Source organism: Comamonas sp. lk, assembly GCF_900564145.1.
GTDB lineage: Bacteria > Pseudomonadota > Gammaproteobacteria > Burkholderiales > Burkholderiaceae_C > Comamonas.
In genome coordinates, this window is sequence record NZ_UOOB01000001.1 from 3404655 (window position 1) to 3422609 (window position 17955).

The 17955-nt window shown below is 62.0% G+C and carries 16 protein-coding genes; 4 read left to right on the forward strand and 12 right to left on the reverse strand.

The window, feature by feature from the left end; translation table 11 throughout:
* Positions 1-6: 6 nt before the first annotated feature.
* The 5 genes from EAO39_RS15525 to plsY form a co-directional block, all read right to left on the reverse strand.
* Positions 7-1770 (reverse strand): NAD(P)-binding protein, encoded by a 1764-nt coding sequence (locus EAO39_RS15525; RefSeq protein WP_120968989.1) that lies wholly within the window; start codon positions 1768-1770, stop codon positions 7-9.
* Entirely contained in the window at positions 1739-3271 is a 1533-nt protein-coding gene (locus EAO39_RS15530) for a polyamine aminopropyltransferase (RefSeq protein ID WP_240467030.1), read from the reverse strand. The genes EAO39_RS15525 and EAO39_RS15530 overlap by 32 nt, the downstream gene beginning before the upstream one ends.
* A 107-nt stretch (positions 3272-3378) precedes the next feature.
* The gene (locus tag EAO39_RS15535) at positions 3379-3597 is read right to left on the reverse strand and encodes a DUF350 domain-containing protein (RefSeq protein ID WP_120968995.1); all 219 of its coding nucleotides are present in this window, start codon (positions 3595-3597) and stop codon (positions 3379-3381) included.
* Positions 3598-3657: 60 nt separating this feature from the next.
* Entirely contained in the window at positions 3658-5190 is a 1533-nt protein-coding gene (locus EAO39_RS15540; RefSeq protein WP_120968998.1) for a DUF4178 domain-containing protein, read from the reverse strand.
* A gap of 229 nt (positions 5191-5419) precedes the next feature.
* The gene (gene plsY / locus EAO39_RS15545; RefSeq protein WP_120969001.1) at positions 5420-6112 is read right to left on the reverse strand and encodes a glycerol-3-phosphate 1-O-acyltransferase PlsY; all 693 of its coding nucleotides are present in this window, start codon (positions 6110-6112) and stop codon (positions 5420-5422) included.
* 426 nt (positions 6113-6538) lie between these two features.
* Here plsY and ybaK point away from each other — a divergent pair, with 426 nt between their 5' ends.
* A complete protein-coding gene (ybaK, locus tag EAO39_RS15550; RefSeq protein WP_120969004.1) occupies positions 6539-7027 on the forward strand; it encodes a Cys-tRNA(Pro) deacylase in 489 nt (162 codons plus the stop codon).
* A 143-nt stretch (positions 7028-7170) separates the two neighbouring features.
* Here the strand turns inward: ybaK and EAO39_RS15555 are convergent, their stop codons facing one another.
* Both EAO39_RS15555 and glaH read right to left on the reverse strand, forming a co-directional pair.
* Complete coding sequence (locus EAO39_RS15555) at positions 7171-8415, reverse strand: alpha-hydroxy acid oxidase (RefSeq protein ID WP_120969007.1); 1245 nt, start codon at positions 8413-8415, stop codon at positions 7171-7173.
* 87 nt (positions 8416-8502) lie between these two features.
* Positions 8503-9435 (reverse strand): glutarate dioxygenase GlaH, encoded by a 933-nt coding sequence (gene glaH, locus EAO39_RS15560; RefSeq protein WP_120971178.1) that lies wholly within the window; start codon positions 9433-9435, stop codon positions 8503-8505.
* 94 nt (positions 9436-9529) lie between these two features.
* Here glaH and EAO39_RS15565 point away from each other — a divergent pair, with 94 nt between their 5' ends.
* On the forward strand, positions 9530-10447 hold the full coding sequence (locus EAO39_RS15565; RefSeq protein ID WP_120969010.1) for a LysR family transcriptional regulator: 918 nt from the start codon (positions 9530-9532) through the stop codon (positions 10445-10447).
* Positions 10448-10539: 92 nt separating this feature from the next.
* Here EAO39_RS15565 and EAO39_RS15570 read toward each other — a convergent pair whose 3' ends face one another.
* A complete protein-coding gene (locus EAO39_RS15570; RefSeq protein ID WP_120969013.1) occupies positions 10540-11601 on the reverse strand; it encodes an aldo/keto reductase in 1062 nt (353 codons plus the stop codon).
* A 176-nt stretch (positions 11602-11777) separates the two neighbouring features.
* On the opposite strand from EAO39_RS15570, the gene EAO39_RS15575 reads away from it, so the two are divergent.
* Positions 11778-12725: an alpha/beta hydrolase gene (locus EAO39_RS15575; RefSeq protein WP_120969016.1), complete on the forward strand. Its 948-nt coding sequence runs from the start codon at positions 11778-11780 to the stop codon at positions 12723-12725.
* A gap of 111 nt (positions 12726-12836) precedes the next feature.
* Here EAO39_RS15575 and EAO39_RS15580 read toward each other — a convergent pair whose 3' ends face one another.
* Positions 12837-15416 (reverse strand): penicillin acylase family protein, encoded by a 2580-nt coding sequence (locus EAO39_RS15580; protein WP_120969019.1) that lies wholly within the window; start codon positions 15414-15416, stop codon positions 12837-12839.
* 196 nt (positions 15417-15612) lie between these two features.
* Here EAO39_RS15580 and EAO39_RS15585 point away from each other — a divergent pair, with 196 nt between their 5' ends.
* Positions 15613-15996, forward strand: a complete 384-nt coding sequence (locus tag EAO39_RS15585) for a hypothetical protein (RefSeq protein ID WP_120969022.1) — start codon at positions 15613-15615, stop codon at positions 15994-15996.
* 37 nt (positions 15997-16033) lie between these two features.
* Here the strand turns inward: EAO39_RS15585 and EAO39_RS15590 are convergent, their stop codons facing one another.
* The 3 genes from EAO39_RS15590 to EAO39_RS15600 all read right to left on the reverse strand — a co-directional run bounded on the left by EAO39_RS15590 (position 16034) and on the right by EAO39_RS15600 (position 17889).
* A complete protein-coding gene (locus EAO39_RS15590; RefSeq protein ID WP_120969025.1) occupies positions 16034-16282 on the reverse strand; it encodes a hypothetical protein in 249 nt (82 codons plus the stop codon).
* Positions 16283-16400: 118 nt separating this feature from the next.
* Entirely contained in the window at positions 16401-16766 is a 366-nt protein-coding gene (locus EAO39_RS15595; RefSeq protein ID WP_120969028.1) for an STAS/SEC14 domain-containing protein, read from the reverse strand.
* A 133-nt stretch (positions 16767-16899) separates the two neighbouring features.
* Entirely contained in the window at positions 16900-17889 is a 990-nt protein-coding gene (locus EAO39_RS15600) for an NADPH:quinone reductase (protein ID WP_120969031.1), read from the reverse strand.
* Positions 17890-17955: the final 66 nt, after the last annotated feature.

Below are 17955 nucleotides of genomic sequence, written 5' to 3' on the forward strand. Positions count from 1 at the left end.
AAAAACCTATGCTGCCCACAAGCCGGCATGGTGGCCCCGGGTGAAAGCCTCTTCCAGCACCGAGTAACCGGCCCAGTCCGCATGGGCAAAGGCCAGACGCGCCGTGGCCGGCGTGGGCAGCGACTGGACACGCTCACCATTTGATAGCTTCTTGCGCTTATCCTGATTGGACTGCAAAGCGATTTGACTCAAAATCTGCTGATCTCCCGGCCGTGGAATCGCCATGGCATGGCCATAGCGTGTGATCTCCATGCGCGTGGCTCGCAACAGCAAATCGGGGTGAGGTTCGCTGAGGCTTTGCACAATACGGTTGCGCCAGAACTCAAACGGCTGGCTCAGCAGCTGCTGGCGGCCGTCGACCCAGTCGCCCAGCGCCTGGTAATAGCTGAGCACCGTAGGCCGCTTGCTGATGCGATCCAGCCGCTGATTGCCGGCATCCACATAACCCAGGCCGCCGGCATTGGGGTCTTCGAACATCACGTTGTCCCAGGCCGGCTCCGCACCCGGCCTGTCGGTCAGGGCGCTGCCGATATGGATATTGGCCACCAGCCACGGGGCCCAGTCCAGCCGCTGGGCCACGGTGCGCAAAAAATCGGGGGCATTGCGCACCACGCGCGCGGCCACAAACGTCGGCAAGGCCACCACGCAGCGCTGGGCAAGCCAGCGCTCATGCTGCTGGCGACCATGGTGATAGGCATCGATCTGCACGCCATGCCGGCCTTCGGTGATGGCAAGCACGCTGCAATCCGTCACCTGCTGTGTGCTCACCAGCCGCGCCGCCAGTTGCTGAGACAGCCAGCCATTGCCCTGGGGCCAGGTCAGCACCTGATCGCCGCCATCATCTTGCACCTCCTCGGCGCCATGGCCCGACGCCGGTCGCGGCGCATGAAAGCCATGACGGCTGGCAAAGTAGTGAATGCCGGCCCAGGCCGAGACGCGGGAAATGCCGGCCCCGAAATCATCACGACAACAGTAGTTCAGATACCACAGCAGTTGCGGATCGGCGATGCCTTGCGCAGCCAGCCAGGCATCAAACCGCTGCGCATCCAGCGCCGCATGGGCTAAGGGCAAGCCGCCTTCACGCTGCCAAACGCGTACAGAGGGCATGGCAAAGCGCGCCTCGGCCATCAATTGCTTGATCAGTTGCTCAAACTCTGCGTACTGATCCAGCGTGCGTTGGGCAACGCCCTGCACAGGCAGCAAGCCCTCATGCCAGGCGCCCTGCCAGTACAGGCGCTCCTGCGGGCTATGGCATAGATAGCGTTCGTCGTAGCTCCAGCGGCCGGCCACGCGCTGACGCAGGCCCAGCTCTTCCAGCCAGTCCTGCACCTCTGGCGCATCGTCGCCGGGCACGGGCAAATAATGCGCCCCCAGCGGGCAGGCCATACCGCCCAGCATCCCGCCCTGGCTGTTGCCGCCCATGGCGCTCTGGGTATCGAGCAAGGCAGCGCCTTCCACACCACCAGCCTCCAGCGCCCGGGCAGCCGCCAGCCCGGCTATGCCGCCGCCGGCAATCACCACCGGTGCGCGGTGCACCACGGCAGGAGCCGGCAAATCCAGGCCCTGCGCCAGGCGTTGCCACTGCGCACGCATCGCATGGCCGCGCTCCAGCGCCACGCCGGTAAAGCCGCCGGGCAGATCGTCCGCCACGGGAATGCGCGGCGAGCAGCCCGTCAGCGCAAACGGGGCTACGGCGCCCCATGCGCCCAGCGCTGCGGTCTTGAGCCACTGACGGCGATCAATGCTCAAGCTTGCCCCATTCGCGCTCATAGGTGTTGACCAGCACCTGGTTGGACAGACGGTTCACCTCGGCGGGCACACGCGCCATATCCAGCGGAAAGTCGAACATCAGCCGCAGCGTGGGCAGCGTGAGAAAACGCATGCCTTCGGGCAGGCTGGCGGGCTCGCGCCAGGGGCGATGGCTGGCGATCACAAAGCCCCATTCGCCAAAACTGGGCACATGGGCGTGATAAGGCTTGACCGTCAGGCCCACGGATTCCATGGTCTGCACCACGGTCCAAAAGCTCTGACGGGCAATCAGCGGCGATGTGGTCTGCACCACGGCATAGCCGCTGGCGGACAGTCGCTTGTCCAGCTGCGCATAGAAACTGGCGGTGAACAGCTTGCCGATGGCGAAGTTGGTGGGATCGGGAAAGTCCACCACGATCACATCAAACACCTCATCGGTTTGCTGCAGCCACTGAAACGCATCGGTATTGACGATCTTGACCCGCGCATCATTGAGCGCCTGACCGTTGAGCGCGCTCATCATGGCATTGCTTTTGAACAGCGCGGTCATGGCCGGGTCCAGCTCCACCAGCGTGACAGCCTCCACGCTGGGGTACTTAAGCACCTCGCGCACGGCCATGCCATCGCCGCCGCCCAGAACCGCTACTTTTTTCGGCGCACCTTGCGCCGCCATGACGGGGTGTACCAAAGCCTCGTGATAGCGGTACTCGTCACTCTGGGCAAACTGCAGATTGCCGTTCAGATACAGACGCGCGCCCTGGCGGCCCTGGGTGACCACGATGCGCTGGTAGGGCGTGGCACTGCTGAGTACGATGCGATCCTGGTAGAAATGGTCATCGGCCAACTTGGTTAAATGATCCGCACCAAAAATACCGGCCCCCAGCACCCCCATGACGGCCGCACAGGCCCAGGCATGGGCGCGCAGATTGCGCAACTCGTTCTTGAACAGCAGCAGCGCCCACACGGCAATCGCGGCATTCATAAAGCCGAACAGCAGGCCCGTACGCACCAGTCCCAGCTTGGGCACCAGCAAGATGGGAAAGGCCAGCGACACGGCCAGCGCGCCCAGATAATCAAAGGTCAGCACCTGCGAGACCAGATCCTTGAGCGTGGCGTTGCGCTTCAAGATCCGCATGACAAGCGGAATCTCCAGCCCCACCAGCGTGCCCACCAGCAACACCATGCCGTAGAGCAGAAAACGGAAGGCTCCGGGCACATAGGCATTGGCCAGAAACAGCACGGCCGGCAAGGCTCCGCCAATCAAGGCCACCAGCAGCTCTATGCGCAGAAAATGCGCCGGCAGATGGGTCTCGAAATAGCGCGACAGCCATGAGCCAATCCCCATGGCAAACAAATAGGTGCCGATGATGGTGGAGAACTGCAGCACCGAATCGCCCAGCAGATAGGACGCCAGCGCGCCCGCCGCCAGCTCGTACAACAGGCCGCAGGCCGCAATCACGAACACGCTGGTCAGCAGTGCCACATCGATGGGCCGTGGCCCCGCCGCCTTCACATTCGTCAAACCACCCTCAACTTTCAAAAAAACCATCGCCCGAAACCGGCGCGCGCCAAGCCAGAGACATCGCGCCAGGGCCTAAGCCGGTCGCCCGCCCCGCAACGAGGATGTCGTCAATGAATCGCCGCCGCCACGATGATGCTGATGCCCAGACACATGGCGGCCACCACCATGGCCAAGGCCTTGTTGTGCTTTTCCACAATTTCGGCCCACATGTCCACGGGCGTGATCTTGTCGATGATGAAAAAACAGCCCCAAAACACCACCACACCCACCAGGGCATAGAGGATGGAGCCGAAGAAATTTTGGGCGCTGAACCAGTCAAAAGTCATGGTCGATTCTCCTTGTCTCAAAAAATACGCGCTTGCAGACACAGGTCTGCCAAGCCACGCTTATTTATGGCTGCCACCCGAGGTGTAGCCGCCGTAGGAGCCGCTGCTGGAGCGGCTGTAGCTGCAATTGGGGTCGGTGCGCGGATCGCAGCTGGGGCTGGAGACGCAGGCTCTCAAAAAAGGCAGGGTGAACAACAGCACAAACAGCCAGAACAAGATGCTGCCAATGCTGAAGCGGCTGCCCGACAGAGGGCTGACCTGGGATCGGTCCTTGAGCTTGTCCACGCCAAAGGACTGGGCCAGGGTCTGCGCGCTCACGTGCTGGCCGTGGGTCCAGGTGCTCTCGTTGTTGGCCGTCTCCAGGGCCAGAGACGCCTGCTTGCCGCCATAGACATAGTCCACATTGCTGGTGACCTGGCCCTTGGAAACCGGCCAGTAAAACTCGCCTTCGGCATACAGCGTGGTCGCCAGATAGGCCGACTCCTTGCTGTATTTGCGCTGCATATAGGTGGCGGTGTTGCCGTTTTTGGAGAGCTTGGCCGCGCCGCTGATGACGCGCGCCGTGCTCCAGCCATCGAGCGAATCGACGATGAAGGAGAAACCGGCTTTTTGGTTGTAGAGCAGGTACTCATCCCACTCAAAGGTCTCGTCGTCGTCTTCCTCGCCCAGCTCGCGCCCCGACCGCCTTTGAAAACCCACCACCTGCCATTCCAGGCCGTCGAGTCTGCCGTTCTTGCCCAGCGGTATCTGGGGCTTGATCTTCTTGCGCTGCTCGGCGTAGCTGAGCTCGCCGCCGATGCCGGCGCTCATGTCAACCAGGCTGCCGCAGCTGGGGCAGCTCATGGCCTTGGTGGTGTCAAAGCGCACCGGCACCACGGCGGCACATTTGGGGCAGTTGAAGTGGCGGCCCTGCTCCTTCTTGGTCGCAGCCTTGTCGCGCAGGCCTTGCATCTGCAAGGCTTCAAGCTTGACGGGTGCGCCCAGGGTATAGACAGGCGCCTTGCCGCTGAAGTCCGCCGACAGGATCTGGTCCTTGTCATTGCGCAACTCCACCAGCTTGAAGCTCCTGCCCAGCGCAGGCAGTTGCGTCAGCTCGCCCTGGGCCGACAAAAGCTGCGCATTTTGCACACTGGTGACGGTAAAGGACAGATCGCCCGCCTTGAGCTCCCGCCCCATGCGCCATTCACGCGGGTTGAAATCGCTCACATTCCAGCCGGGCGGGGCCCAGGCAAAGGAGAAAGCAAAGCTGCCGTTGTCCTCGCTCAGATAGGCAATCTCCCCATCGCTGAGGGCGGCCATCCATTCGGACCAGTTGCCGGCATCGCTTTTGTATTGCGCCCGCCCCACCAGGGTGAAAGGCTGGGGCTTGCCATTGCGCCCCACCATGCCCGAAGCGCCCAATTTCAGCGGGCTGTAGTCCTCGAACACCTCGGCCATGGAGCCCACGCGCTTGAGCACCTCGCCTTCTCGCACCACCGTGCTTCGGCAAAACTCGCAGACGGCAAAGCTCGATTGCGCGCTGGCAAAGTGAACCGGAGCGCTACAACCAGGACAAGGAGCGCTGTAATCACGCTGCGATGGGCCGGATGCCATAAATAGGGAGTTCTCGTTGATGTCTTGCGATGAGGTCTTGCTACGCTATCAGGAGCTTCTTGCGCTTGCCCTGAAATACTCTCAACACTGTTTATTCTGCAAAACCAAGTACACCGTACACAGCCTGCTTTTGATTGAGGAGTCTATCCGCTTTCATCCCGGCGCTTGACTGGGCGCTTGAAGCCTGCGCTTCAGCACCCTCGCCAAGCAACGCCGGTGCAGCACTGGATCAGCGGCGCTTGCTCTTGCTGCCGTTCTTGGCAGCTGCAGCAGCCGCAGCACCGGCTGCCGCATCCTGCTTTTTCTTGCCCAGTTTGGACTCCTTGCCGGCCATCAGACGCTGGATGTTCTCGCGATGGCGCCAGACCAGCAGAGCCGCCATGGCCACAATCGCCACCGTGACGGGTGTCTCCGCATACCAGACCACGCCGCTGCACAGCACGTAGTAGACCGGCGCAAAAATCGCGGCCACCAGCGAAGCCAGCGAGGAATAGCGAAAAAACACCGCCATGATCAACCAGGTCAGCGCAGTCGCCAGGCCCAGCCAGCCGCTGATGCCCAGCAGCACGCCCAGCGCCGTGGCCACGCCCTTGCCGCCCTGAAAGCCAAAGAACACCGGGTACAGATGACCCAGAAACGCGGCCAGGCCCGCCATGGCCATCGTGCCTTCGGCCAGACCGAAATCGGCACCAAACCATTTGATCAACATCACCGGCAACCAGCCCTTAACGGCATCCAGCAGCAGCGTGACGGCGGCGGCCGCCTTGCTGCCCGAGCGCAGCACATTGGTCGCACCCGGATTGCCGCTGCCATAAGTGCGCGGATCATTGAGCCCCATGGTGCGGCTGACGATGACCGCAAACGACAGGGAGCCGATCAAATAGGCCGCAATCACGGCGATCAGGGAATACAGGGCGGTCAATTGAAATCCTTGTGCCAGAAACTGGCGCTTGTTCTGTTATCTGATTTGGGGCTCTGGCCGGCTGCAGACAATGCAGCCAGGCAGATAATGCCCGGCGCCTATTTTGCCAGCGCACGACCCATGACTTGCGCTTCAGCACAGGTTCGCACAGAGCAACAACCCATGCCATACGCCAGAGTGCGAATTTACCCGCATCCATTTCACTTTGAGTGCTCGGCAGGCAATTTCGTCGCCAGCCAGGCCGGATACCATGAAACCCGGCCCAGATCCAGCGCAGCTTTCACCTTGGCAGCTCAGGCATTCACGGGCCTTCAATTGGCGCTCAAGGCCGGGAAAGTCGTGAAAATGGCATGATCGAATCAATCACCGGGCCACTTCATGACGCGCGCTTGAAGCAGCTTGAGCTCATGAATCCTAGGTAATGCAATGAAGCCGACGAACGCACCCGAAACCCCTGCGACCCAATTTTTGCAACAGCACGGCGCAGATTATTCCAGCCATCTTTACGCTTATGAGGAACACGGCGGCACCAAGGTTTCCTCTAGAGAACTCCAAGTAGACGAGCACTCGGTGATCAAAACCCTGGTCATGGAAAATGAATCGGCCAAACCCCTGATCGTGCTGATGCACGGTGATTGCAAGGTCTCGACCAAGGAACTGGCACGCCAGGCCGGATACAAGAAGATCGAGCCCTGCAAACCCGAAGTCGCCAATCGGCATACGGGATTTCTGGTGGGCGGCACCAGCCCGTTCGGCACCAGAAAGAAGATGCCAGTGTTTGTAGAAAAAAGTATTCTCGAATTGCCCAGGATCTACATCAACGGCGGCCGCCGCGGCTATCTGGTGGGAATCGCGCCAACAGAGCTGCTGCGCTTGCTCGAGCCGCAAATCGTTGAAGTGGCGCTCAAGGGCTGATGCCCCAGCCTGCTGCCGCCTGAAACGACAATGGGGCACAAAGCCCCGTTGCAAGTGCTTGAATATGCAAGCACCCAATAGCGTCTCGAAACCCGGGCCGGCACCCGGGCTCTGGGGCCCGGGGATTTCAGCCGCGCAAGGAATTAGCGCACTTTGGACAGAATGCAGTCTGCCGTGATTTCCTGCGACGAGCGGGCACCGAGCATGGCCATGTTGCGATCCACTTCGTCGCGCAGCAAGGTGATGGCGTGATCGACTCCGACCTGGCCTCCCACGGCAGCGGCATACATGAAGGGGCGACCCAGAAACACCATGCGGGCACCCAGTGCCATGGCCTTGATCACGTCTGCGCCGCGGCGCACGCCGCTGTCCATCATCACCACGGTTTGATGGCCCACCTTGTCGACGATACCCGGCAACACCTCTAGCGGAGCCGCAGCGCCATCGAGCTGGCGACCGCCGTGGTTGGACACGATGATGCCGTCGGCACCGGCCTCCACGGCTCGCAGCGCGTCGTGTTCGCTGAGCACGCCCTTGATGACCAGATTGCCCGACCAGCGGCGGCGAATTTCCTGCACATGCTGCCAGGTCAGGTGATCGCGTCCTGTCGTATCGCGGATGGCGGAATTCGACAGCATGGGCGCACCGCGCGTGGCAAAGGAATTCTCGAAGTGCGGCATGCCGTGAGACAGCAGCGTGCGCATGAAAGTGCCCACCAGCCAGCGCGGACGGATCATGCCGTCCCAGGCCAGGCGCAGCGAGGGCCGCAGCGGCATGGAAAAGCCGGTACGCACATTGTTTTCACGATTGGCCCAGACAGGGATGTCCACGGTGAGAACCAGGGTCTTGAAGCCAGCCGCCTCGACCCGGTCGATCAGGCCGGCAATGCGGGAGGTATCGCCGGGCAGATAGGCCTGAAACCAGGTACCTGGTGCCGCCTGGTGCACGTCTTCCATCTTGATCAGCGAAGTGCCGCTCATGATGGCCGGAATGCCGGCCGATGCGGCCGCCTGCGCCAGCACGATGTCGCCGCGATAGGCCGAAATGGCGCTGATGCCGACGGGAGCCACGCCAAACGGCGAGGCATAGGTCTCACCAAAAATGGTGGTCTGCTGGTTGCGCTTGGCCACATCCACCATCACCCGGGTGCTGAAGCTGTAGTCCTGAAAGGACTGGCGATTGGCCTTGAGCGAGATATTGTCTTCGGCCGCACCGGCGATGTAGCCAAAGAGAGGACGCGGCAGATGCTTGCGGGCAGCCGTCTCGAAATCGTCCAGCGACAAAATGTTCTGCAGTCTGCGTGGCAGGTCTGGCCGCTTGCCGTAAGCGGCCTGTGCAGCCACCCGCGCAGGTTGAGACAGGGGCGAGAGGGTGGAGTCAGAGCTCATCGGAAGTAGCCAAGCAAAAAGGACAGACGAAAAGACCCGGTCTGGCAATCACACCACACCGGGTATCACACAAACGAGTACTGAAGCTTAGCGGGCGAAAGTACCGCGCTGGCGCATCAGTTCACGATGCAGATTTTCATTTTTTTCAAAGGGTGCGCGACCATGAACGTAAAAATAATTGTTCAGCACCACCAGATCGCCGATGGGCAGGCGCACGGTCTTGGTACCGCTGGACGACTCCATGGATTCCGACAGCGCCTGCAGATAGCCGGCTTCGGCATCGTTGGCAGGCTGGACGAACTGGTCGATGAAGGACATGGACAGGCCGAATTCGCCGTGGAAGAACACGGGACGCTCCACGCGCTCGTTGACGTTCTTGGAACCCGGAGCTTTGTAAAGCAGCGGCTTGGAGCCCAGAGGATCCATGGCAAAGCGCTGGCATTCGGACCAGTCATCCAGGTGCAGAAAGCGTGATTCGCCGCCCACGGCATTTTTCTCGTCGAACTTCATCATCAGCAACCAGTCCGTGGCTTCGGTCACGAAAGTGCCGTCGGTATGCATGGTGAACAATCGGTAGGCCTGGCGCAGATAGGAATCGCTGGCGTCCGTGTGCTTGACCAGAAAGCGTGCATAGAAAGTGCCCGACATGGAGTCGTGGTTGCCCGGGCCCAGGATGTGGCCGATAGCGGTACCGAACTTCACGTATTCAGCGCTGTCAGTGGTCAGACCTTGCAAGCCCAAAGTGAAGCCGCCATGGTTGCGGTCTTTGACGATGGCGTTGAGCTTCTCGGCAAAATCGGCGCCCATGTGCTTGACCAACGTGCGCGCCATATGAAAGCGCATGAAGGGCACGTATTCCAGATTCTGGACATCGATGTCACTCACATCATCCAGAAAGCCCTGCACCGCTTCTGGATTCAGCTTCAGATGCAGCAGACGAGGATGGTCGGGATGCTCGGACATCTCGTAGGCATTGAGACTCTTGGAGGCGAGGGCTTGGGATGGGATTGGCGCGTTCATGGCAGTCATTCGGTAGCAAGGCCTCTATTGCATCGCATCTCATTGATATGATCTATATCGTGAGCATTAATTTTTAATCTGCTTTTCTTATCAAATGCTGACCCACCGACAGTTGCAGTACTTTGTCGCCGTTGCCGAAGAGCTGCATTTCTCGCGCGCCGCAGATCGCCTTGGCGTGGCTCAATCGGCCATCAGCGTGCAGGTGCAGCAACTGGAGCGCGACCTCAATGTGCGCCTCTTGCTACGCAACAAGCGCCAGCCCATCACGCTCACGGACGCGGGAGCCCTGCTGTATGCCGAAGCCGTGGGTGCGCTGCGCCATATGGAGCGCGCCGAGCAGGTTGGCCTGCTGGCGGCCAGCGGCCTCAGCGGCAGCGTGCGCATGGGCTATGTGGCGTCAGCAGTAACCTCGGGCCTGCTGTCGCGCCTGCTGGGCAGTTTTCGCCTCACCCATGAGCGGGTGCGCATGCAGGTCGTGGCCATGGAAACGCCCAAGCAGTTGCATGCCATCGAGACCGGAGAGATTGATGTAGGCCTGGTGCGCCCTCGCCGCCACTACCCCGATGGAGTGGAGGCCATGCTGCTTCATAGCGAGCCGCTGCTGGTGGCCATGTCTGAAAGCCATGCGCTGGCCAGGCAACCCTCGGTCAAGGCCGCAGAGCTCAGAGGCCAGACTTTTATTGCACCGCAGTTCAACGAGTCCGAAGGCTTTTCCGAAGTGCTGTCACGCCTGGCGGCAGTGGCGGGCTTCAGCGCCGGCTCGGAATATCACGTCAACGACTTCATTACCGCAACCAGCCTGGCCGCTGCGGGCTATGGCGTGGTGATCGTGCCGGAATCGATACGTTTGTTCGGCCAGCCCGGCGTTACCTTCAGGCCCATCAGCGATTTTCACGAACTGGTACATCTGGTGCTGGCCTATAGAAAGCGGGAGCACTCACCGGCCATCCGCTTTTTTGTGGCCTCCGCCCAGGCCCAGCAGCCCAAGCAGTCCAGCGCTTACGGCGCATGAGCAGGCCAAGGCACGCCTCAAACCGTTAGTGCATCAATTTCGATAGCACACAGCGCTTTATCCGAATGGGCTAAAGCCTGTTCAGCCACCAATTACAAGGCCGGATCGCGGATTTCCCAGCGAATCTGGTCAATGGCGGCCAGCACTTCGGGCGAGAGTTGCGTGCCCCAGGCGTTCAGGTCTTCATCGAGCTGCGCCACCGAGGTCACGCCGATGATGGTGCTGGCCACCTGCCACTTGGTATAGCAAAACGCCAGAGCCATCTGCACTTCCGTCATGCCATGTTCGCGGGCCAGAGCGTTGTAGCGGCGCGCAGCGGCCAGCGCATCAGGACGGCCCCAACGCTGCTTTTGCACCGATTCATATTTCGCAATCCGCGCATCCTGCGGCGCACCGGCCTCATGGGGTGCGAACTGGTCGAACTTTCCCGTCAGCAGACCAAAGCCCAGCGGCGAATAGGCCAGCAGCGACACGCCCAGGCGGTGGCAGCTTTCGTCGAGTCCGTTTTCATAGGTGCGGTTGACCAGGCAATACGGGTTTTGCGTGCTCACCACGCGCGGCAGGCCGTGCTGCTCGGCCAGGCGCACAAACTCATGCACGCCATAAGGCGTCTCGTTGGACAGGCCGATGTGGCGAATCTTGCCCTCTTTCATCAGCCGTCCCAGCACCTGCAGCTGCTCGTGAATCGAGGTCTCAGATTTTTCGTTTTGCGGGTTGTAGTAAAGCGTGCCGAAAGCCGGCACATGGCGCTCGGGCCAATGAATCTGGTAGAGGTCGATCACCTCGGTCTGCAGGCGCTTCAAGCTGGCTTCGCAGGAGTTTTGGATGTCCTGCCCCGTCAAACCCATGCCTTCACGTACCCAGGGCATGCCGCGCGCGGGGCCGGCCACCTTGCTGGCCAGCGTGAGCTTTTGGCGCATGCCTGGGCGGGCCTGCAACCAGCGGCCGATGATGGTTTCCGTCGCCCCGCAAGTGGCGGCACGCGCGGGCACAGCATACATCTCGGCGGTATCGAAGAAGTCCACCCCCCGCTCCACGGCGCGATCCATGATGCGAAAGGCCTGGGCTTCATCCACCTGCTCGCCAAAAGTCATGGTGCCCAGGCAGATCGGGCTGACGCGCAGATCGCTGTGACCCAGGGTAACGGGATGCATGGAAAGACGGGAGGAGCCGGCAGAGGAATTCATGCGCTCTAGTGTATGCCGCCACAGGGCAAGACCCTGGCGAAACCGAGGGTGTTTACCAATGGCCCACTGTCCCGTGGCGGACGGCTGATGGCGGCACAACCGCAATAATTGAAGCCAAGCACCAACCCACAAGCCAGCAGACCATGAGCACAGACCAAGACACCGCCCCCTACCAACCCCAGCGCCTCTGGCAATCGCAGATGCTGCCCGTGCGCAATATGCACTACCACCTGCGCAGCTGGACGCCCGAGAACCACAATCCCGAGCTGCCCCTGCTGGTGCTGGCCCATGGCTGGATGGATGTGGCCGCCTCCTACCAGTTTGTGGTCGATGCCTTCAGCGACGCTTTTGTTGAGGGCCGCCGTATCGTGGCCGCCGACTGGCGCGGTTTTGGCCTGAGCCGCCCGCCCGTGGCCTGCGACAGTTATTACTTCACCGACTATCTGGCCGATCTCGATGTGCTGCTCGACCAGCTCTCGCCCGACAAGCCCATCGATCTGGTCGGCCACAGCATGGGCGGCAATATCTCCTGCTTTTATGCCGGTGCGCGCGCCGAGCGCATACGCCGCTTTGTCAGCCTGGAAGGCTTTGGCATGCCCGAGACCTCGGCCAGCCAGGCACCCAAGCGCCTGGCGCAATGGATGGACGAGCTGCGTGCGCAACGCGAGGGCGGTATGGAGCTGGCGCCCTACGACAGCGTGGAGGCCGTGGCCAACCGCCTGCAAAAAACCAATCGCCGCCTGCCGCGTGACAAGGCCTTGTGGCTGGCCCACCACTGGGCCGCACCCGATGCGAACGGCCAGTGGCGCATTCTGGGCGATGCCTCGCACAAGATCACCAACCCCTATCTGTACCGCGTGGAAGAAGCCCTGGCCTGCCTGGCCCAGATCAGCGCCCCCATGCTGTCCATCGAAGCCTCGGACGACAGCCTGGGCCAGTGGCACAAGGGCCGCTATTCGCTGGAGCAATACCACGCGCGCCTGCAGCAGGTGAAAAACTGCGAAATCGCCGTGGTCCAAGATGCCGGCCATATGCTGCACCACGACCAGCCCCAGGCCGTGGCCCGGTTGATAGAGAACTTCCTGCGCTGAAATTAGCTCTCAAATCAATAGCTTCATGCGCTTGATTTCAATTGAGATCAGATACCTTCATATTTGAAATCAATACATATCAAGCGCAAGAAGCTACCAAATTCATAGGCATCAAGGCGCAGCTTTTGGCCGCAGCTGCAGGCTGTGCGCCCAGTGCTGCGGCTGCATCTGCAGGGCGCGGTAACGCCCATCGGCCCATTGCTGGCGCATATCGGCATAGCGGCCGGACAAAGGCAGGCCGTTCTGTCCCGTCTGGTAGATAAAGCGCGACGCTTCCAGATCCGACAGGTCGTAGATCGCCCTCAACGAAGCCGCATGGCGGTTGGCAAAACGGTTGCCCAGCGGGCCTTTGGCATCGGCGGGCACCGGATTGGCGTTGAACTGACCCACGTTGACGGTATAGCCGTCGCCACTGGAGGGCTGGCTGACATTGAACAAGGCCGATAGGCCCGCGACACCGCCAAACGGCCGGTGTGCGCTCAAGGCCGCATGGGCATCGCCCCAGCGCCAGCGGCCGGGATCGGCTCCGTAAGCCGATTGCAACGTGTCCAAGGTTCGGGTCAGCGCCGCCCCGGCTTGTTCGGCGCAGCTTTGCGGCGCGCACCACCAAGCGTCATTGCGCTCCAGAATGCCTTCCAGCCCCGCGCGCAGATCGCGTTTGCCGTAGATTGCCTTGAAGCTGGCCTCGCCAATGCGGGGCATCACCATGCCGCGCACCAGCTCATCCGACCAGAGCGAGAAGATCAGCGGCTCGGCGCTATCCCTGTCCATGCGGCCGTCGAAATCGCGCAGCATCTGTTGCACGCGGGCCGCCAGGGGGTGGGCCGATGGCGCCGCCCGCAGCACGGGCAGCAATTTGACGGTGGCAGGCGACAACACATCGTTTTGAATCGCGGCCATGCTGTCCGCCGTGTGCTTGGGCGTGGCCTCAATCAGCTGGGCAATGCGCTGGTAGCGATAGGGCAGGCTCCAGTCCTGGGTCAGAAAATGCGCATAGCCTTCGGCCGTGACGCGCTGGTTGGCCGTGGCCACATAGCCGCGCGCGGCGCCATCGTCTTGCGGCGTCTGCGCATGGCTGAGCCAGCCCTGCCAGTCATAGCGGGCCAGCCAGCCCGGAGCCGGTGCCACGCCGCGCAAATCGTTATCCGCTGCACGCACCGGCACCTTGCCTGCGGCCTTGAAGCCAATATGGCCCTGCACATCGGCGGCCACAATGCTTTGCATGGGCGAGTGGTAGCCGGCAAAAGCTGCGAACAGCTGCTCCACCGTGTGCGCGCCATTGGCCTTGAGCCCGGCCTCTATGGTGCCGTTGTCGGTGTCGAGCGCGGCCCAGCGCAAGGCCACGGCATATTGGCGGCGCTCCAGAAACTGGCTGTAGACGGCCTGCACATCGCTGAGCACCGGACCGTGGCGCGTGCTGCGCAGCGGCAGTTGAAGATCAGGCTGGCCCTTGATCTTGAACACCTCGTTGCGCACCTCGAATGACTCCCAGCCCGTGGGCGTTCTATAGCGGCCGGGATCGTCGGGGTCGATCAGCTCCAGATACAGATCCTGCACATCGGGATTGGTGTTGGTAAAGCCCCAGGCCACCTCACGCGTGCGGCCCAGCACCACAAACGGCAGGCCAGGCAAGCTGGCGCCCACCACATCCAGGGCCGCCAGCTCGGCACCATCGGCCGCCTTGCCTGCCGGTGCCTGCAAATGCGTGAAGTACCAGATGGCCGGCGCCGACAGGGCCAGATGCGGATCATTGGCCAGCAGCGGCTTGCCGCTTTGCGTGCGGCTGCCCGCCAGCACCCAGTTGTTGCTGCCCTTGCCGTCGTTGCTGCCCATGTCCTGCACGGTTTGCGCTGCCCATTGCTGCAGCGCGCTGGCAGCCAGATCGGCGACCCGCGTATCGGCCTGTGGAGCCTGCGGTGCATGGGCCTGTATTGCCTGCGGCTTGTACACGCCCAGCTCACGGTACAGGCCGGCCAGATCCACAGACGTGGCCGGAGCCTCGCCCGGGTAGGCAGGCATGAGTTGCCATAGCTGTTCGGTGCTCAGGGTTTGCAGCAGATTGAGGCGCGCGGCCTCATTGCCCCAGTTGCCGCCCAGATCCAGCGCCATCATCAAAGCCCAGCCCACGCTGTCCAGCGCCGACCAGGGCACGCTATCGCCACCACTGGTGCCACCACCGGCCTGGGTGCCCAGCAGCAGAAATTCGGGGGCCTTGGCCTGACTTTGGCCGGCGTAAAACGCGGCAATGCCTTCGCTGTACACCGTTAGCGCCTCGCGCACCGAGGCCGGCATGGCCGCGTACTGGCGCCGGGCCGCTCCGTGGATATCCAGCAAGCGCATCAGCTTGTCCAGCTCCAGTGTGGCAGGGCCCAGGATTTCAGACAAGCGGCCTTGCATCAGGCGGCGGTTGAACTCCAGCTGCCAGCCGCGTTCCTGTGCATGGACAAAGCCCAGGGCACGCCAGGCATCCTGCGGCGACTGTGCCTGAATATGGGTGATATCTGCGGCATCGCGCCGCAGCTGAACATTGCCGGCAAGCCCGGCAACAGCCAGCGTGCCATCCAGCCGGGGCTGGGCCTTGACGCCATAGATCGCCGCCACACTGCCGGCCAGCAAGGCCACCCCCACGGCCACGGCACCGGCGTTCAAACCCAGCCGAACCCAGCGCTGTGATGCTGTCTTGTCTCCCATGCTGCTGCCTCGCTTTGTCGTTGTCTACAAGCACTGCCGCATCGCGGAAGCTGACGGCTTTTGTAGCACAGCGGTTGGCATTCGACACTGCTGGACGAACCGGATTGCCTGCGCGGCAAGACCCCGGCTTGCGCGACAATCACCACCTCGCGCCAGGAAGCCATCCATGCGCTGTCACCCGTGAAGGATTTTGCCCATGTGGCCGTTCAGCTTGCTCAAGAAACTCAGCCAGGACCCGCCCGTGGGCCAGACCCGCGGCGACTATATAGGCTGCTATCTGCTGGGCACGCACACCGCCGGCCGCGATGACGATGTGAGCTATATCTCCCTGGCCACCACCCGCGAAGCCCTGGAGCAGGACGCTTTGCAATACTTGCACGGCTTTTTGCAAAGCCACCCGCAACTCAATCCCGAAGAGCGCAGCACTATCGAGAGCCTGATTGAGCACTGGAAGGAACGCGCCGACGCCCACCTGGCCGCCGCCAGCGGCAAGCCTTTGGCGCTGCAAGGCGGCGCCGTGCTGTTTTTGCGCACCGGCATGCGGGCCCGCAAAAAAGAAAAAGGCGTCTACCTGGAGTGACGCCTAGGAGCAGGGAAGGTGTGCCAAAACTGTGGCTTCACTGCGCGAAGTCCAGCGCAAAGCCTTCTTCCGTCAGCTGGATTTCGCCCTCAGCCCCGGTTTGCAGCCAGCCTTGGCTGATCGCCTGTGCCAGCGCCGCCTGCTGGTCGCCATGGCTTATGCCGTGTCTATCCAGGTCTTGGGCCAGAAACTGCGGCGCCATGCCCTCGCCGGCGCGCAAGCCCTGCTCTACGACCAGGATGTAGAGCAGCTTGTGGGCCGCAGTCTGCTGGGTGGGATCTGTCATGCTCGAAACTCCTTGGATTGGTGCCCGCTACCAGGCCTCATAGCTGGCCGCTCAACACCACTTAGGTTCACCTGATCGCTGGTATCAAGGGCCGGGAAAAACCGCGTGTTCGATGTGTTCAGACTGTCTGCAACCACTGCAGCGCCAGCTCGTCGTCGGCAAACGGAAAGTGCCGGACCTGGGCCCCCGTGAAATGTTTGCCGAAAAATTCGGCCACGCCCGCCAGCTGGCTGTCGGTCACCAGGGCAATACGCTCCACCTGCTTGTGGTGGTCGCGGACAAAGCCCAGGTGGGCGCTCAGCCCGGCCCAGTTTTCCCAGCCAGGAAAGTCTTTGGCCTGGATCATCACGCCATGCAGCTTGGCGTGCTCCGCCAGATAGGCGTTCACATCCAGGTTCATGCGTTCAAAGTCCTGCTGCGTCAAAGGCCCCCGGGGTTGCAGCAGCAAAAGACCTTCGGGCTTCATCAAAGAGTAGTTCAACATGTGCAACTCCTGCAGTCAGACCCCCACTGTACGGCGTTAGGGGCTCAATAGCAGCCTTTTAAAAATGCCCGCGAGACCGGCCTTGGAACTGTAAAAAAGCCCGCCCTGTGGATGCTCAAGGCGGGAAGGCTGGCTACTCCTGATCGCAGCGAATCACCACCGTGCCGACTTTGGCCTTGGCTTCCACCGCCTGATGGGCCAGGCCGGTTTGCAGCAGAGAAAACACGCTGTCCACCGCATGGCGCGCGTGCTGCACTTCCTGCAGCCAGCGCGCAATGCCTTGCTGGGCCTCGCGGCGCCTGGATGCTTGCAAGCCCGAGAGATACAGGCCTTGCAGCCTCAAATTCTTGCGAATGATGCTGGCCATGGGCAAGGCCGCCGTTGCCTGCGAGCCGATGGCATAGCTGACCCAGACGGCATTGTCATGGGCGGCACCCAGCACCAGCTGGCTGTTGGCAACCACATCCACATCGACAATGCGCTGCACGCCATCCACGGCCGCCTGTTGCAACTGATCTCCGGCCGAGGCTTGGGTGTAATCAATCACCACATCGGCACCGGCATCCAGCGCATGCTCGGCCTTGGCGCTGGAGCTCACCGTGGCGACCACACGCGCACCGCCCCATTTCGCCAGCTGAATCGCGTAATGCCCCACGGCACCGGCACCGCCCGTGACCAGCACCGTCCGGCCCTTGATGGGTTCCGAATCAAAAAGCGCGCAATAGGCCGTCACACAGGGAATGCCCAGGCAGGCGCCTTGCTCCGCGCTCATCTGCGCAGGAAGCTCGGACGCCAACTCCTCGGGCAGGCAGACATATTCAGCCGCCGTGCCAAACGCGCGGCCTCTCTGGGCGAAATACACCCACACGCGGGTGCCGACCCGGGCGGCGCTGACACCTTCGCCCACCGCATCGATGACACCTGCGCCATCGCTATTGGGAATGATGCGGGGAAAGTCCATGGCATGCAGACGCCCGGCTCGCCGGTTGACATCGGCCGGGTTCACGGCCGAGGCCAGCAGCCGCACGCGAACTTCTCCGCGCGCGGGCACCGGGGTTGGCATCTCGCCATACTGCAAGACTTCTTGCGCCAGACCTTGTCGTTCATACCAAACAGCCCGCATTGCCTCATTCCTTCCGAATTGGTGGTCCCAAGCACGCTGCCTGCATCTTGGTGGCGGCAGTCGCGG

Coding starts and splice junctions, on each gene's coding strand:
- EAO39_RS15525 (WP_120968989.1), bottom strand. CDS start 1,770: ATGAGCGCGAATGGGGCAAGCTTGAGCATTGATCGCCGTCAGTGGCTC.
- EAO39_RS15535 (WP_120968995.1), bottom strand. CDS start 3,597: ATGACTTTTGACTGGTTCAGCGCCCAAAATTTCTTCGGCTCCATCCTC.
- EAO39_RS15540 (WP_120968998.1), bottom strand. CDS start 5,190: ATGGCATCCGGCCCATCGCAGCGTGATTACAGCGCTCCTTGTCCTGGT.
- ybaK (WP_120969004.1), top strand. CDS start 6,539: ATGAAGCCGACGAACGCACCCGAAACCCCTGCGACCCAATTTTTGCAA.
- EAO39_RS15555 (WP_120969007.1), bottom strand. CDS start 8,415: ATGAGCTCTGACTCCACCCTCTCGCCCCTGTCTCAACCTGCGCGGGTG.
- glaH (WP_120971178.1), bottom strand. CDS start 9,435: ATGAACGCGCCAATCCCATCCCAAGCCCTCGCCTCCAAGAGTCTCAAT.
- EAO39_RS15565 (WP_120969010.1), top strand. CDS start 9,530: ATGCTGACCCACCGACAGTTGCAGTACTTTGTCGCCGTTGCCGAAGAG.
- EAO39_RS15570 (WP_120969013.1), bottom strand. CDS start 11,601: ATGCATCCCGTTACCCTGGGTCACAGCGATCTGCGCGTCAGCCCGATC.
- EAO39_RS15575 (WP_120969016.1), top strand. CDS start 11,778: ATGAGCACAGACCAAGACACCGCCCCCTACCAACCCCAGCGCCTCTGG.
- EAO39_RS15580 (WP_120969019.1), bottom strand. CDS start 15,416: ATGGGAGACAAGACAGCATCACAGCGCTGGGTTCGGCTGGGTTTGAAC.
- EAO39_RS15585 (WP_120969022.1), top strand. CDS start 15,613: ATGTGGCCGTTCAGCTTGCTCAAGAAACTCAGCCAGGACCCGCCCGTG.
- EAO39_RS15590 (WP_120969025.1), bottom strand. CDS start 16,282: ATGACAGATCCCACCCAGCAGACTGCGGCCCACAAGCTGCTCTACATC.
- EAO39_RS15595 (WP_120969028.1), bottom strand. CDS start 16,766: ATGTTGAACTACTCTTTGATGAAGCCCGAAGGTCTTTTGCTGCTGCAA.
- EAO39_RS15600 (WP_120969031.1), bottom strand. CDS start 17,889: ATGCGGGCTGTTTGGTATGAACGACAAGGTCTGGCGCAAGAAGTCTTG.